Origin of the sequence: Bacteroides sp. NSJ-39, assembly GCF_014287315.1 — a bacterium.
GTDB lineage: Bacteria > Bacteroidota > Bacteroidia > Bacteroidales > Bacteroidaceae > Bacteroides > Bacteroides finegoldii.
In genome coordinates, this window is the sequence record NZ_JACOOB010000006.1 from 30,282 (window position 1) to 45,416 (window position 15,135).

14 protein-coding genes are annotated in these 15,135 nt (G+C 43.5%); 4 read left to right on the plus strand and 10 right to left on the minus strand.

The features are described 5' to 3' along the window. Window positions 1–3: 3 nt before the first annotated feature. The 3 genes from H8S63_RS08635 to H8S63_RS08645 are packed head-to-tail and all read right to left on the minus strand — an operon-like array spanning window position 4 to window position 3,241. Window positions 4–2,529 (minus strand): TraG family conjugative transposon ATPase, encoded by a 2,526-nt coding sequence (locus tag H8S63_RS08635; protein WP_186926494.1) that lies wholly within the window; start codon window positions 2,527–2,529, stop codon window positions 4–6. Then, complete coding sequence (locus H8S63_RS08640) at window positions 2,526–2,855, minus strand: DUF4133 domain-containing protein (RefSeq protein WP_117601209.1); 330 nt, start codon at window positions 2,853–2,855, stop codon at window positions 2,526–2,528. The genes H8S63_RS08635 and H8S63_RS08640 overlap by 4 nt, the downstream gene beginning before the upstream one ends. 5 nt (window positions 2,856–2,860) lie before the next feature. Continuing rightward, a complete protein-coding gene (locus tag H8S63_RS08645) occupies window positions 2,861–3,241 on the minus strand; it encodes a DUF4134 domain-containing protein (RefSeq protein ID WP_007838794.1) in 381 nt (126 codons plus the stop codon). A gap of 986 nt (window positions 3,242–4,227) precedes the next feature. Here H8S63_RS08645 and H8S63_RS08650 point away from each other — a divergent pair. Then, window positions 4,228–4,437: a hypothetical protein gene (locus H8S63_RS08650; protein ID WP_229094967.1), complete on the plus strand. Its 210-nt coding sequence runs from the start codon at window positions 4,228–4,230 to the stop codon at window positions 4,435–4,437. Window positions 4,438–4,783: 346 nt separating this feature from the next. Here H8S63_RS08650 and H8S63_RS08655 read toward each other — a convergent pair whose 3' ends face one another. From H8S63_RS08655 to H8S63_RS08665, 3 genes are read right to left on the minus strand one after another with little or no spacing between them, the layout of a single operon-like run. Continuing rightward, window positions 4,784–5,449 carry a DUF4122 domain-containing protein gene (locus H8S63_RS08655; RefSeq protein WP_186926496.1) on the minus strand — a complete coding sequence of 222 codons (666 nt, stop codon included), beginning with the start codon at window positions 5,447–5,449 and terminating at the stop codon, window positions 4,784–4,786. Continuing rightward, window positions 5,437–5,886 carry a DUF3408 domain-containing protein gene (locus H8S63_RS08660; protein ID WP_117893813.1) on the minus strand — a complete coding sequence of 150 codons (450 nt, stop codon included), beginning with the start codon at window positions 5,884–5,886 and terminating at the stop codon, window positions 5,437–5,439. Before H8S63_RS08660 ends, H8S63_RS08655 begins: the two co-directional genes overlap by 13 nt. Before the next feature lie 8 nt (window positions 5,887–5,894). Next, window positions 5,895–6,689, minus strand: a complete 795-nt coding sequence (locus H8S63_RS08665) for a ParA family protein (protein WP_186926498.1) — start codon at window positions 6,687–6,689, stop codon at window positions 5,895–5,897. Window positions 6,690–7,408: 719 nt separating this feature from the next. Here H8S63_RS08665 and mobA point away from each other — a divergent pair. The 3 genes from mobA to mobC are packed head-to-tail and all read left to right on the plus strand — an operon-like array spanning window position 7,409 to window position 11,124. After that, window positions 7,409–7,831, plus strand: a complete 423-nt coding sequence (gene mobA, locus H8S63_RS08670; protein WP_032936839.1) for a conjugal transfer protein MobA — start codon at window positions 7,409–7,411, stop codon at window positions 7,829–7,831. Next, complete coding sequence (gene mobB / locus H8S63_RS08675) at window positions 7,816–9,063, plus strand: conjugal transfer protein MobB (RefSeq protein WP_186926500.1); 1,248 nt, start codon at window positions 7,816–7,818, stop codon at window positions 9,061–9,063. Before mobA ends, mobB begins: the two co-directional genes overlap by 16 nt. Before the next feature lie 36 nt (window positions 9,064–9,099). Beyond that, the gene (mobC, locus tag H8S63_RS08680; protein ID WP_186926501.1) at window positions 9,100–11,124 is read left to right on the plus strand and encodes a conjugal transfer protein MobC; all 2,025 of its coding nucleotides are present in this window, start codon (window positions 9,100–9,102) and stop codon (window positions 11,122–11,124) included. 118 nt (window positions 11,125–11,242) lie between these two features. On the opposite strand, the gene H8S63_RS08685 is transcribed toward mobC, so the two are convergent. The 4 genes from H8S63_RS08685 to H8S63_RS08700 form a co-directional block, all read right to left on the minus strand. After that, window positions 11,243–11,809, minus strand: a complete 567-nt coding sequence (locus H8S63_RS08685; protein WP_005802624.1) for a hypothetical protein — start codon at window positions 11,807–11,809, stop codon at window positions 11,243–11,245. 61 nt (window positions 11,810–11,870) lie between these two features. Continuing rightward, on the minus strand, window positions 11,871–13,859 hold the full coding sequence (locus H8S63_RS08690; protein ID WP_186926503.1) for a DUF4209 domain-containing protein: 1,989 nt from the start codon (window positions 13,857–13,859) through the stop codon (window positions 11,871–11,873). Between the two features lie 19 nt (window positions 13,860–13,878). Then, complete coding sequence (locus H8S63_RS08695) at window positions 13,879–14,244, minus strand: hypothetical protein (protein WP_186926505.1); 366 nt, start codon at window positions 14,242–14,244, stop codon at window positions 13,879–13,881. A gap of 6 nt (window positions 14,245–14,250) precedes the next feature. Further along, window positions 14,251–15,129, minus strand: coding sequence for a translation initiation factor 2 (locus H8S63_RS08700; RefSeq protein ID WP_186926507.1), 879 nt, complete (start codon window positions 15,127–15,129; stop codon window positions 14,251–14,253). Between the last annotated feature and the right edge of the window lie 6 nt (window positions 15,130–15,135).

A 15,135-nucleotide genomic window follows, 5' to 3' on the forward strand; every position in this document is an offset into this window, starting at 1 on the left:
TTTTCATTTCGGGTTTGATACCTGTTTCTGTTCCTCTCGCTTTTTCTCCGCCAGACGGCGGATGGCTCCTTCCAGACTGCCCTCCGGCCCTCCGGCAATCCGTTGTACTTCCAGTTTCTCCGACTCCTCAGTCGTGAACGTGAAGTATTCTTCCTCGCTCACTTCCGTGGCATATACTGCCGAGCAGGTTCCTCCAAGCCCTATCCATACCTCCCGGTAGAAGCGTCCGGGATGGTTCGCCTGGTTGATGGAAAGAATCTGCCCTTTCTCTTTCTCGGTCAGACCGAGCAGCCGCTGGATGTGCTCGAACTTGTTCATGTATTTCCGCTGGTCAAGCAATATCTTGCAGTCAGAGTTGTTGATGATGGCCTCCTTCACAATCGGGGAGCTGATGATGTCGTCCACCTCCTGTGTCACCACCACAGCCTCGCCGAAATATTTTCTGACGGTCTTAAAAAGGTACTTGATGTATTCGCTCATATTGGCGGACATCAGGGCTTTCCAGCATTCCTCTATCAATATCATCTTACGGATACCTTTGAGCCTGCGCATCTTGGCGATGAAAGTTTCCATAATGATCAGTGTCACCACCGGAAGAAGCACTTTGTTGCTGCTGATATTGTCCAGTTCGAATACGATGAACCGTTTGCCTGTCAGGTCCAGTTCCTTGTCGGAGTTCAGCAGGAAGTCATAGTCTCCGCCCCGGTAGAACGGTTCCAGAACGTTCAAAAAACCGTCAATGTCAAAATCCTTCTCACGCACCTTTTTCTCTTCAATCATTCTTCTGTAGTCATCGGCGACAAACTCATAGAAACCGTTGAAGTCCGGTCTGATGTTCCGGTTCTCCGAAATCTTTCGGATATAGGCGTTCACTGCTCCGGAAAGAGCGACCTCCTCCGAACGTTTCGGCGACTCGTCCTCCCGTTTCCACAAGGTCAGTATCAGCGTGTTGATACTGTCACGCTTCTCCACATCGAATTTTCCGGATTCGGTGTAGAACGGGTTGAAGGATATCGGATTGTCCTCTTCATACGTGATGTAAATCCCGTCCTTCCCGTTGGTACGGTCATGGATCATCCTGCACAGCCCCTGGTAGCTGTTTCCAGTGTCCACCAGCAGGATATGCGCTCCCTGTTCGTAGTATTGGCGGACAAGGTGGTTGGTGAAAAAGGATTTTCCGCTGCCCGAAGGCCCGAGGATGAACTTATTTCTGTTGGTGATGATTCCTCGCTTCATGGGCAGGTCGGAAATATCCACATGCACCGGTATCCCGTTCTGGCGGTCTGCCAGCCGGATGCCGAACGGACTGGGCGAGTTCCTGTAATTGGTCTCTCCGGCAAAGAGGCATACGGCCTGTTCCAGGAAGGTATAAAAGGATTCTTCGGATGGAAAGTCGCCTGCATTTCCGGGGATTCCCGCCCAATAGATGACCGGTGTGTCAATGGTGTTATACCTTGGCGTGCATTCCATCATGGCCAGCTGGCTGCCCGTGTCGTTCCTGATGCGGCGGAACTCTTCCGCATCCTCCGCCCAGGCGATGACGTTGCAGTGGCATCTGACGGGAAGCACTCCTTTGGTATGTGCCTCATCAAGATACATCTCCGTCCACTCCTGGTTAACGGCATTGCTCCGGCTGTATTTTGACAACGAGAGCATATTGCGCGAGTTTTTCTCCATCATCTGCAGGATTTCCTGTGCGTCGTCGATGAACACGTATTGCGAATAGATGTGGTTGCATGACAGCAGCAGTCCTACGGGTGCGGCAAAGGAGAGGCGGCAGTCGCTGCGGTCCGTGGACATCCTCTCGTAGCGCATGTCCGTGGAAAGTCTGCCGGGCAGGTCTTCCGTATCGGAAAGGGTATGCAGGCAGAGGCGTTTGTCGCCGATGCGCATCCTGCCGGGCTTGAGGCAGATGTCCTGCAATACGGCGGTCTCATCCTCCAGCGAGAGGGAAAAGTATTTTTCCACCAGTCCGGGACGTTCCTTCGTACCGGTGATTTCGTCTGTTTCCAGACGGCGAAGCCTTATATGTCCGGAATCATTCATAATACGCTCGAACTGTTCCACCGCCTCAAGAAAGCGGGCGGCAGCATCCTTGTCGGTTATCTCTTTGGGCAACAGGAATCCCCGGCAAAGGGTATTGAAGTCACTCTTCCGGCGGCTGCGTTCGCGGGTTGTCTTCGTCAGGAACAGGTAGCATTTGTGATTCAGGTAAGGTCTTTCATTGAAATGCAGCTCATAGCTGCGTGTCAGAAAGCTCTGTTCTCCGTCATCGGTTTTCGGACGGTAGGTTTCCTTGACGAACCAGTCCTGTTTGCAGACGACACTATGTTCCGGCAATACCTTCACGGCTTTGATCCAGGAGGAGTGCATGGCCTCATACTCGTCTGCCGTTACCGTGTACAGTTCGGGCAGTTCCACTTCGAAAGCCACGGTCAGGTCTGCATCCTTGCTCACGATACAGCCGTTTTCTACCGATAGCAGGGGGAATCTGCGTTCCAGCGTTTCCGCCTTTAATACATTTCTCATGATTGTTGTTTTTTTCTTCTTCTTGTGAATAATCTGAAAACTCTCTTGCGGTGAATCAGATAGCGTGGATGTCGTTTTTCAGCCAGCAGCTTCATCAGCCCGTGTTCACCGTAACGGGCATTCAAACGGAATATCACCCACACCAACAGGCTGCCGGACAGGATTCCGAAGGATAAGCATATCCATTGGTCCACCCCCGTCAGGTAAAGAAAGACTACCATAAGGAGCACCATCGCAAGCCCTCCGGCAAAGACGAACAGGTATTGCGACTTGAGTCCTTTGAACTCGACGGGGTTGCCGGCACCTTTGTTTACCGAATATTCCATAGGCTTTAGAGGAAGAAGGAACGTAAGATGGTGGCGGCTACGATCAGAAAGATACAGGCAAAGAACCAGCTGGCGGCGGTTTTCGAAGTGTCGGGATCTCCGCTGGAAAATTTGCCATAGGTCTTGATACCGCCTACCAGACCAAGCACCGCACCGATGGCATAGCATAGTTTGGTGGCGGGATCGAAATACGAGGTCATGAGGCTGGTTGCCTCGTTGATACCCGCAAGGCCCTGGCCCTGCGCAAAGGTGTTTGCGGCGATGACCGCACACATCACAGAAAAAAGGATTCTTCTTTTCATTGTCGAATCGTTTGGGTAAGACATAAATTTGAATTCGACAACAAAGATAAATGGGGATAATGCGCTATGATTCAGAGGTGTCATCAGATGTCATCAAATGTCATCAGATGTCCTTGCCATACAACGAATGAAGAAGAAAAACAGGTATTCTCCGCTCTAAAATGATACCTACTTGTGTGATTTTTTATTGAATAGTTAGAAAACAACAACTTCCTATTATTGGGGAGCACTAATATACATATCTACACTGGAAAATCATAGAAAGATTGGAGCCGGGAACTCCTCAAATCCTCCTCAAATCAAAGATGATATTCTTTGTTTGTATTATAGAAGTTACTATATTTGCGCTGTATTTAGAAAAAAATGTGTCAGCTTGGCATAAAATCTGACAGGGTTGCCTCCCTGTCAGATTGATAAAGTTTCATATTGCTCTGCTGCAATATGGATGAAATTTCTTCTTTTTAATTAGAAGTTACTTGGTACAGGTACTAATGTTCCTGATACCTCAAATGTGTCGGTTCTCTGATTACAACTGGAGCATAGTGGGATAATATACCACCTATTATCCGTACTATTAGCTTTTTGTACATGAGCTCCCACTAAGTTGCTACTAAAACAGTTGGAAGCGGAACAAAAAAAAGCTTTACTACCAGTTTTCTTTTCCCAATAGTCTAACCATGAACGATAGCCTGCTGGGGCAGAAAAACGACCTGAACCATTAACGTTTTTAACTCGCATAAAATTCAAGTATTAATTAAATATATAAGATTAATTCTCCCGATGTTTAGACAGATAGGGTACTCTGTTATATTTTGTACTTCTTCATAAATACAGGAGAAAGTAAGAAAACCTGTCTACATATCCTCACGGACTTGTCGGCTTAGTAGATGAGCCAAATTTGATACAAAAGTTTTTAAACTTATGCTACTTATATTATTACAAATCCCGTGCCAAAGCTTAATAAATTATATCATTTTTTACAATTATGTTATACATTTAGTATCACAATCATTAAAATTGCTAAATATGAAATTAGACGAATATATTTTGAAGAACTGTCTTTTTCTGTAATGAACTGTAATTATAAGGCTATTATCCTTGATGTATTAGGTGAACATCGTGTATTCATTGTGAATGATGTATGCCTAAAGACACGTGAATGTGGATTTAACGAAGTTTGTGATGCACAAGACATCACAACTCTTGCACAGAATGTCGGTTACAACTTTACCAATGGTATGACTGAACAAGGCTTATTAGGACATATCCCAATCTATTGAGGATTTTAAGTTTGGAACAGACAATAATCTGTGGATAACAAAAATTGATTTGAATAGATAACTATTTAAAATATTGAAGATTACCTTAGATTCGCCCTGAAGATTACAGCTAAAATAGAAAGGATAAATTTGTGAAGCAAAGAAAGAATGCAGAAAGTGAACCAGTAGAGATTACCCTAATCAATAATTGCAAAGTTAATCAATCCATGATACATATTATAGTTTTATATCAATGCATAGTATGTTTTACATAAATATTCACATTACTCCTCATTAGTGCATAATGTAAAAATCCCATATACTTTAACGCATACAGGATTTTCCGAACATGACAAATATTGCCTTTTCAGACCAGATTCCTCCAGTCAGTAACATGTTTGCTTTCTTTCCTCTCTCTTTTCAAAGGCAACGCATTCCCCTCCTTATCCACATACTTCCCCATCAGTTCCTCAATCAGCTTCTTGTTCTCCACCTGGGAGGAGAACAGTTCAAACATGTCCGTTTCCCGGATGGAATGCAGTGTCATGGCCGCCCTGTATGATTTGTTCTCGTCCGAGCCGGCACCATTCAGGTTAAACAGCACGTCGCCTACATTGAGCAGGTCAGCAGGAGTAACCATCGGAGCAATGGCTTCCGTTTCGGGAGAGCGGCTGTCCAGTTCCTCCTGTTCTTCTTTCAGCATTCTCATCTCCTCCAAAGGCAGTTTGCATTCCACTTCATCTTCCGGAATATCCTTATCCGCTCCGATAAAATCACTTCCGGTTCCCAGTTGCTGGCTCATGTAAGGAGCGACGGTCTTCCCGGCATTCTCGTCCAGATAGACAAATCGGGTAGCTCCCATCACATCCTGTGCATTTCCCGGTTCACCGTTGTCTTTTTCTGCTTGTGGCCGATTGCGGGGAGTATAAAGCAGATCACAGATTTTACCTATTCTCTCTTTTTGTTTCCATACCTTATATAACAGATAAGCGGTACAGCCGAACCGTATTGATAAATAAACTATTTCTTCCATTCTATTGGCTTTTGAGTTGCTTCTTGATTATATATTTCATTGATGATATGCTGATACCTTTCCAGATGGTCTGACAGTACACTCCCTAAAAACATGGGGACAGACATTTCCGGTGCAATGACCGGCAATACTTTGGCAACAGTCCTGTACAATGTATCGTTAATATAGGTCTGCCTTCTTGCTCCCGATAGTTTCACTTTCAGAAACCGGCTCCGGTATTCATCTGAATCAGCCGCTCCATCCGGTGTTTTTTTTATTTGCTGTCTGGAAGAACCGCTTTTCTTCTCCTGTTTCTCCGGACAAGGTCCAGCCTGACTTTTTATTTCCGGCTCCTCTTCCGGAGGAACCGTTCTTTCCAAAGCGGTCACATCTCCTGCCATCATGCGTTTCAATGCCTCCTCGTCCACTTGGTAATCCGTTCTTCTTTTGGTGGTCATAATTGTTTTTATTGAAGTTTCAGTATGGTTTCTATTTCCGCTGCCAGCAGGTCCAGACTGCTTCCTTTCATTGCGGAGGAAGATGGAGGGAACAAAGTGCTGCGGAACAGAGGCCCTTTCATTCCGGAGTCTTTTTTGTAACGTTCTGCACTGGGAATGACGGTTTCCAGTACCGGCAATTTCAGCGAACGGAAAATTTCAGTATAGCCGTTATACAGGTCTTTGGAAACACGTTTGTCCATCCGGTTCCAGAACATATGGATACCACGCAAGGGTACATCCTTATGCCAGTGCATGTATTCCCGGATGGCAAGGACAAAAGACATACTGCTCCGCATTGCCATTCTTTCCTGCGTGATGGGGGTGAATACATAATCCATATTGATTACGGACTGGAATACACCTGGCACATTTACGGTGCCCGGAAGGTCAAAAAGGACAAGGTCATAATCTAGCTCCGACTTTTCAAGAAAGCGTCCGGCCGTTTCCCGGGCTTCTTCCGGAGTGGAGTTCAGGATGCTGTAGGCTTTCCTGCCGCTTGCTCCGAACTGTTCCACCAGCTGGTTTTGCAGATGCACGTTCTTTTCAATGTTTCCCACTTCCCAGTTCCGCATGGTACTGATGCTGTGCTGTGGATAATCACAATCCACCACCAGTACGTTATACCCCTTCAGGTAATGGAAGTAACTGGCGAGCAATACCGTGAACGTGGATTTTCCCACACCGCCTTTTTGGTTGCTCAAAGCGACAAATAAAGGTTCTTTCTTCATAGACTTGAATTTAGAGTGTATAATTTGTTTCATATCTGTCCGGATTTTTTCGTTTCATCACACGGCAATGCATCCGTTGGTATATGGCAATGACGCATTGTTTGCCGGTTTGCATGAATACATTGCATACCATATTGCACCAGTGTAATACCGGTTGCCGATGGGCATTGCCATATAAGGTGCATTGCATTCATGCAATATGGGGTTCAATGTATCCCATACTGCATTGCACGGATGCAATGTATTCCGTCATGCAGAATTGTTGTGCAGCATATATGGCATTGCACATATAGGGATGATGCCGCATTCACATCATGCACCACCTGTGGCAGGCAAGCAATACCCCTTACAGGACAATGTTTCAATGTATGCCCTCATGCACTGTGCCAAAAGTAGCGGCTATTTTTGAAACTTCCACCAACATTTCCCCTACCTGACATCAGATGTCATCAGATGTCATCAAATGTCATATCAAACGCTGTTTACCAATCGGTTATCACTGTCTAATTTTGCAAAATCGGAATCAGACGATGGAAAAGAACTGACTTCGTCGGACCACAGCGTTCCGTGAACGTCGCGCTGCAATCCGACGAAGGAGGATTCTCTGTTCAAGCGAACAGAGCAAGTTGTGTTTTCGGCAGCCCGAAACTTTTCGGGCATCCCAAAACCAACTTGCCCGGCAAAAGCCGGGGGATTTTTCTCCAAAGTCGAAAAATCTGGAAAAAAGTCAAATCATAAATTCCCTAAAGTGCATGAAAGAAAGCTCAAGGAAAAAAATGGGACGAAAGCCCAAAGCAGATCCGGCCATACATCGTTACGGCATCAAGTTGACAAATGAAGAAAACGTACGCTTTGAAGCGGCATTCTCTGAATCCGGCATGAAAGAAAAAGCGGGATTCATCAAGAAATCCATTTTTGGAGGTCGCATTAAAGTTGTGAAAATCGACAAGGCGACAATGGACTACTACATCAAACTGACCGAATTCCACAGGCAGTTTCAGGCCGTCGGAAACAACTACAATCAGGTTGTCCGGACCTTGAAGAACAATTTCGGGGAAAAACGTGCGATGGCACTGCTTTACAGGTTGGAGAAACTGAGCATCGAACTGATGCTTGTATGTAAAAAAGTCATGGTGCTAACCCAAGAATACGAGCGGAAATGGTTGCAAAAATAAGTCACGGAACAAGCCTTTACGGAGCACTTGCCTATAACTACGACAAGGTAACGGCAGGTACCGCCGAGATTCTTTCGGGCAACCGCATGATTTCCGACAGATTGGGATTGCCCAGTGAGGACATACGTCTGGCATTGCTCTCTTTTGAGAACTACCTGCTGGCAAACCGCAATACGGAGAAGCCCGTCCTGCATATCTCCCTTTCTCCGGCACCGGAAGACCGGCTGACTGATGGGCAATTGGTAGAGTTGGCGGAACGGTATATGCAGAAGATGGGCTATGGGAATCAGCCGTACATAGCCTACAAACATGCCGATACCCATAATGCCCACATTCATATCGTCAGTGTCTGTGTGGACGGACAGGGAAAAAAGATCAGTGACGCCTACGAGCATCGCCGTTCCATGACCGCCTGTCGGGAACTGGAAACGGATTTCGGCTTGCGCAACGGAGCGGACACGGAAAGGCGGAATCCGAAAGCGGAACTAAAAAAGGTGGATGCTTCCTTGGGGGATGTCCGCCATCAGGTAGGCAACACCCTTAAAGCCGTACTGGAAAGCTACCGTTTCCAGACTTTCGGGGAATACAGCGCACTGCTTTCCACACTCAACATTGAGGCGAAACAGGTCAGGGGGGAATACAACGGCATACCCTACACCGGCATTGTCTATTCTGCCACGGATGATACCGGCAAGGTGGTCAGTCCGCCGTTCAAGAGTTCACGTTTCGGAAAACGCTTCGGGAATGAACTGTTGGAAAAGCGGATGTTGATGAATCTGAAAGCTCTCAAAGAGGGGAAATGGACACCCTCCATACAGGCGGACATCGCCCGTGCCTTGTGGCAGGCGGATTCACGGAAACGGTTTGTGGAACTGCTGGGGCAAAAAAAGATCGATGTGGTGTTCCGTGAGAATGAGCGGGGACGTATCTACGGTGTCACCTTCATTGACCACAACCGACGGGAGGTTTTCAACGGTTCACGCATGGGCAAGGAGTTTTCCGCCAATGTGTTCAACGACTATTTCAAATGGTTGGAAAACATACCCGAAAAGGAACGGGATGGACATTCCGCTACAGAGCTTTGGCAGCATCACCGTCACGAATTCTCTAGCACGCTCGAACTGGCGGCAGGCATTCTTTCTATGGAAACCAATCCGCGGGATTACGAGGAGGAAGCCTTTGCACGCCGCATGAAGAAAAAAAAGAAGGCCGGACGCAAGCGTGGCATTTAGACAAAACAAGTATCAACCTTTTTATACACAATCCTTATGCAACAGGAAGACGATTTGAGGGCTCTCGCTAAGATAATGGAATTCGGCAGGGCTGTGAGTATTTTTCTTTTGGTGGTGCACGTCTATGTGTACTGCTATCCGAGCATGACCGCATGGCATCTGAATCTTGCGGTCATAGACAAGATTCTGGTAAACTTCAACAATACGACGGGTATTTTCAACTGTATTCTCTGGACCAAACTGTTGGCAGTGACTTTACTGGCAATATCCTGCCTAGGAACACATGGAGTTAAAGGTGAAAAAATCACCTGGCCCAAAATCTACGCGGCACTGGTAGCCGGATGCGTGCTGTTTTTTCTGAACTGGTGGCTGCTTGACCTGTCCCTGCCGCACATGATAAGCACCATACTGTACGTTGTAACACTTACCGCAGGTTACCTCGGTCTACTGATGGCGGGATTGTGGATGAGCCGGCTTTACAGGCATAACCTGATGGGGGATGTGTTCAATATCGAAAATGAATCCTTCCAGCAGGAAACCCGGTTGTTAGAGAACGAGTATTCCGTCAACCTGCCCACCAGCTTCCGCTTTCAGGGAAAACAGCATGACGGATGGATCAACGTAGTAAATCCCTTTCGTGCCACCATCGTGCTTGGCACGCCCGGATCGGGCAAGTCGTATGCCGTGGTAAACAATTACATACGCCAGATGATTTCCAAAGGATACAGTTGTTACATCTACGATTACAAGTTCGACGACCTTTCCACCATCGCTTACAACACGTTGTTGAACAACATGGACAAGTACAAGGTCAAGCCCCGGTTCTATGTCATCAATTTCGACGATCCGCGCAGGTCACACCGCTGCAATCCCATCAATCCGAAATTCATGACGGATATCTCCGATGCGTATGAGGCGAGTTATACGATAATGCTCAACCTCAATCGCACCTGGATTGAAAAGCAGGGGGATTTCTTTGTGGAGTCACCCATCATTCTGCTTGCCGCAATCATCTGGTACCTAAAAATTTACAAAAACGGTATTTATTGTTCCTTTCCGCATGCGGTGGAACTGCTTAACAAACCTTATTCGGATTTGTTTACTATCCTGACCTCGTATCCGGAGCTGGAAAACTACCTTTCCCCCTTCATGGATGCCTGGAAAGGGGGCGCCCAGGACCAGCTCCAGGGCCAGATCGCTTCGGCAAAAATCCCCCTTACGCGTATGATTTCCCCACAGTTGTATTGGGTGATGACAGGTAATGATTTTTCGTTGGACATAAACAACCCGAAAGAGCCCAAGCTGCTTTGCGTGGGTAACAATCCGGACAGGCAGAACATCTACTCGGCGGCACTTGGACTATACAATTCCCGCATCGTCAAACTCATCAACAAGAAAGGACAGCTTAAGAGCACTGTCATCATTGACGAGCTGCCGACCATCTATTTCCGTGGATTGGACAACCTCATCGCTACCGCCCGAAGCAACAAGGTAGCGGTCTGTCTCGGCTTTCAGGATTATAGCCAGTTGAACCGCGATTACGGTGAAAAAGAGTCGAAGGTCATCCAAAACACGGTAGGCAATATTTTCAGCGGTCAGGTGGTTGGAGAAACTGCGAAGACGCTTTCCGAACGTTTCGGCAAAGTACTCCAGCAGCGGCAGTCTGTCTCCATCAACCGTCAGGATGTATCCACCTCCATTAGCACACAACTTGACTCGCTCATCCCGGCTTCCAAGATTGCCAACCTGTCCCAGGGTACATTTGTCGGAGCCGTTTCCGACAATTTTGGCGAAAAGATAGACCAGAAAATATTCCATGCTGAAATCATTGTGGACCATGCCAAAGTCAGCGCGGAGGAAAAGGCTTACCGGAAAATCCCTGTCATCAATGAATTTAAGGACAAGGATGGAAACGATATCATGATGCAGCAGATACAGCGCAATTACGACCAGATTAAATTGGATGCTCAGGCAATCATTAATGAGGAAATGAACCGAATCAAAAATGATCCGGAGTTATGTGAAAGGTTGGGGTTAAAAGATGATACCTCACACAAGTAAAATCTGTCTAATTCAAAATAAACATAACATCTGAAAAGATTATTCTCCTTTAAGTACTGTTGTTCTTCTTTTCAGATGTTAGTATACCTTCCTTTATGACAATGATATTAGGATATTTCTAAGGTTTATTAATATTCCTGATGCGATTTTCTCGATCAATCAATTTATTAATATCAATATCTTGAATATTAATTATGGTTATAAGTCCAAACATAGAAATGCTTTCGTTACGTACAAACTCATTCAATTTCTTAGCCTCTTGATAAACTTTATCTATCCAATGATACGACGCTATTGTCTCATAATATTTACTCCCCAATAAGCCGTGCTCTCTGAATTTAACATTGGCTTCAAGAGTATAACGAACCCCCACGGATATATCATCCAACTTTTCATCAAGGATAAAATTGGCAATATCTTGAAAATTCGCCGTGTCAACTTTTGACAAGAGATTGCTTAAATTGTGAGTTCGAATAATTTTATACGTTGATTTTTCATCAGAGTCACTTCTCAAAAAAATCAAAGATTTCAAACTGCACTCAAAAGAAAATAATAAATCCACCAATATTTTACTACGTGTACTTATATTTGTAAACACATTTATTAAGGCCCTATACCGTGCTAAATAGCCAGAACTATCTGTCAAGAAAAAATCTGATATTTCTTTTCTTAAATCATCGTCCATAATCAAAATATTAAATCAGTTAATCTGTATTAATAAATTGCACTTTATTCCTTTTGCGATTTTAACTTTCACGTTGTTCTATAAACACATATTTGCTCAATTTAAGAATTAAGCAGAACAAGACAACAACTTTGTCTAACGAATAATCTTCGATTTGAAGTAAAGAATGTGCTACCTCATTTCTCAAATTCCAGCCTATTTTCTCTGACATTACATATTTGAGCATGGTAAGATGATCTTTGACAAAAATAGAAGGTCTCTCTAGAGTTCCCTTAAGATCTGCAATAATATCATCAAAAAGTTTTTCCATTATGACATCTCCATCTTTTGAACGTCTCTTAGCAAAAGTGGGTATTTTAAGTTTCTCAATAAAAAATCTCAAAAGACCTTCAATCTTAAGTGTTAAGCTATCTATAATAGTGACATAATCAGGGATATAACTTCCTTCAGCTTGTTTAAGTTCATCAAAGATTCTCTTTAATCCAGGTTTAACAGTATCTAAAGGAACAACACAAATCTTTTTACCATTATAGTTTCTCTCAATAGGTTCATTTAACCATGTTTTTTCCAAATAGTTTAAAACTGAATCGTATGATAACTTTTGAGAGTCAATGGCTGCCATAAATAATTTAAGCATTTTTAATGTACCAATTTTGAAGAAGAAACTATATGTAGACCAAAATTTTCCTTCTGCCGGTGTGTATGTTTTAACGGTGTTGCCATATCTGTCAAGGCATGACAAAGGAAGGGTACCTATAAGTCCATTGTCCACAGCATCAGATAAGGCTTGAATAGAATCATCTGTTTCATACCAAGGAGTCCCTGCAAATTGATCTAACAACTCATCTACAGAACAAGTCTCTATAGTCTGTTTTACAGCTTCATCAATTGTTTTTATATAATCATCTGGAATTGGAATGGAAGTTTCTGTCAATTGGAAAGTATTTCTCTTTTCAGAGTATAACTCTTCCATCTCTTTTATTTTTCCATTGTCCTTTATTTTAAGATAAATATCCAAAGCTAATTTTATAAAATGCATTGAAGCTATATCTTCCTGCCTGCTTTTGGCAATCTGTTCATATACCTCAGCTCTCTGTCTTAAAGAATCTTCTATTGAAAGATTTATTTTTTGTTTTAACTTATCCGTAAATTCAATAGCATCTGCGGCCATATAAAGATTATCTTTTTCTATCAAGCTGATAGCATATTTATTACGCTCTATAACTTTTTCAAAGTCTATGTATTTTTTACAAATGCTATAATGCTCTAACATGAACCTTGAATAATTTAAAGGAACATGTTTTGTGTTATCATTTACACTCCAATGTTGCTGTATATCAAAAACTTGTTCAATGATTGCCTTTTGACAATCTTCAAACTTACTATTTATTGCAATTTGTAAAGCCAATTCCAAACGATTAAGAACATATCCCAATTTGAAATATTCTCCTTTTTGAGCTTCACCATAATATTCTTGAGCTAAGGAGATTAATTCGTTGCATAACTGAAGCTTGAAACTGTTATTTTTCGACCAGTCTGTTTTTTGTCCGAAATATACCATCAAACCATATTCGGTTTTTGCATAGAGATTATTCGTTTTTTTATAACGCTGCTCAAAGAACTCGAAATTTTCTTTAGTAAGATTTCTAACATCAGGCCAATAAAAAGGTATTTTGTTTCCATTTGCCATATCTTGTGTTCCTGCCATTTGCCACGATAATCCTTTAATTGTCCCCTTTGTTTCATCATCTTGAAACTCAAAAGACTTTCTTATTAAAAAAACTTGTCGATCTAATTCTGCTTGCAAAGCAACATTAATCATATCTTTTTCACAAAGTTCACTTATTACTTTTTGAAATTCATTATTAATTGTAGATGAGTCCTTATTCTTATAATTTACAGAATCAAAATTCTTTAAGAACTCTTCATATATACCATATTCACTCTTATTTTCCATCTTTCCAGTATTTAATTGTTTTTTTTGAGAATACTTCCGTGGAGAACGCATAAATCGCTTTCCTTTCTTTGTTCTACTGTCACCTTTTCCCATATTAACATTTACAATGTTATCATCCAAATTTCACGACAATCTCCGTCACTTCCCCATGTACTCTCCGCACATTCAGCACCCGTGCAGGAATCCCATGGTTGAAGCAGCATTGGATAAATTCCATTCCGATGAACACTCCTGCATTGTATTCCTCTGTATCGTTCTTCGTGTTTTTGCAGAAAGTTACGGCCCCTTTCATCTTTTCATTCCTTTTCTTGCGGTATTGCGCTTCCTTTTCAAACATCATAAAGACTTCTCCTCTGACAATCTGCACCTGTTGGACTTCGGTTTGTAGGAATTGCAGGTAACTTTCCAGCAGGTCTTCCGGGCATCCGCTATGGGATAGCATGTTTCTTATCCCTTGTATCTGAATTGAATTTTCCATTGCTTTTTATTTGGCTATGATTATCTTTTTATCCTTGATGACAAGTGTGTCTTTCCCGCCATGATTCGTCAGGCTTACATCTTTCAAGTCAATACGGCTGTTGGAGATGGAAAACTCCTGATGAATCGTATCGTTCCGCAGGAAGTGGATGTCCTGTTTGTACAGGTTCGGAATGGAAAAGAACAGGGCTATGATTCCGCCCATGCAGCATACCATCAACAGTGTAAAGGCAACAAACCACCGCTGGTATTTTCTGTCATCCAAAACCTTCACTTCAACCGGTGCTGGCTCTTCGTTGATTGTTGCCTTTTTCTGGTTGCATATCACGCGGCATCTCAAATTGGGGAATTCATGCAGGCTGAACAGGTCTGGAATCTGTTGCAGGAATTGCAAGTATTGTTTGGTTTCCATCTGCACTTCCAGTTCCATGGTTACACGGATGACACTTCTTTTCATTATCTTGGGTTTTCCTGTTGCCCCCGTGGGTTTGGCTACATTGACAGGACTGATGTCCGATGCGCCTGTGTCTACACTCATGGCAAGCTCCACTCCGGTGTTTCCTAAAGAGGGGGAATCCGTAGGATGGGGTCCAAAAGATGAAGAACTTTCTGCACCTTCATATTCCGCTATCAGGTCTGCTATTTCTCGCACCTCGGTTACTGCCACGTTCTTTGCCTCTGCATTCACAAAGGTTTCCACTTTGGTCTTCACCCTGTCGGTCAGAAAGGCTTTTATCTTGTCTTCGCTTTTCTTATGGATAAGATAGCTTGGATACTTCTTCGTGAAGTTCCGGGCTATATTTTCCATATAAGATATACTATAATCATAATTTAAATTAATTGAAACATAAACTATTGTATCAACCTTAAAAACATTCTGTAACATATGTGT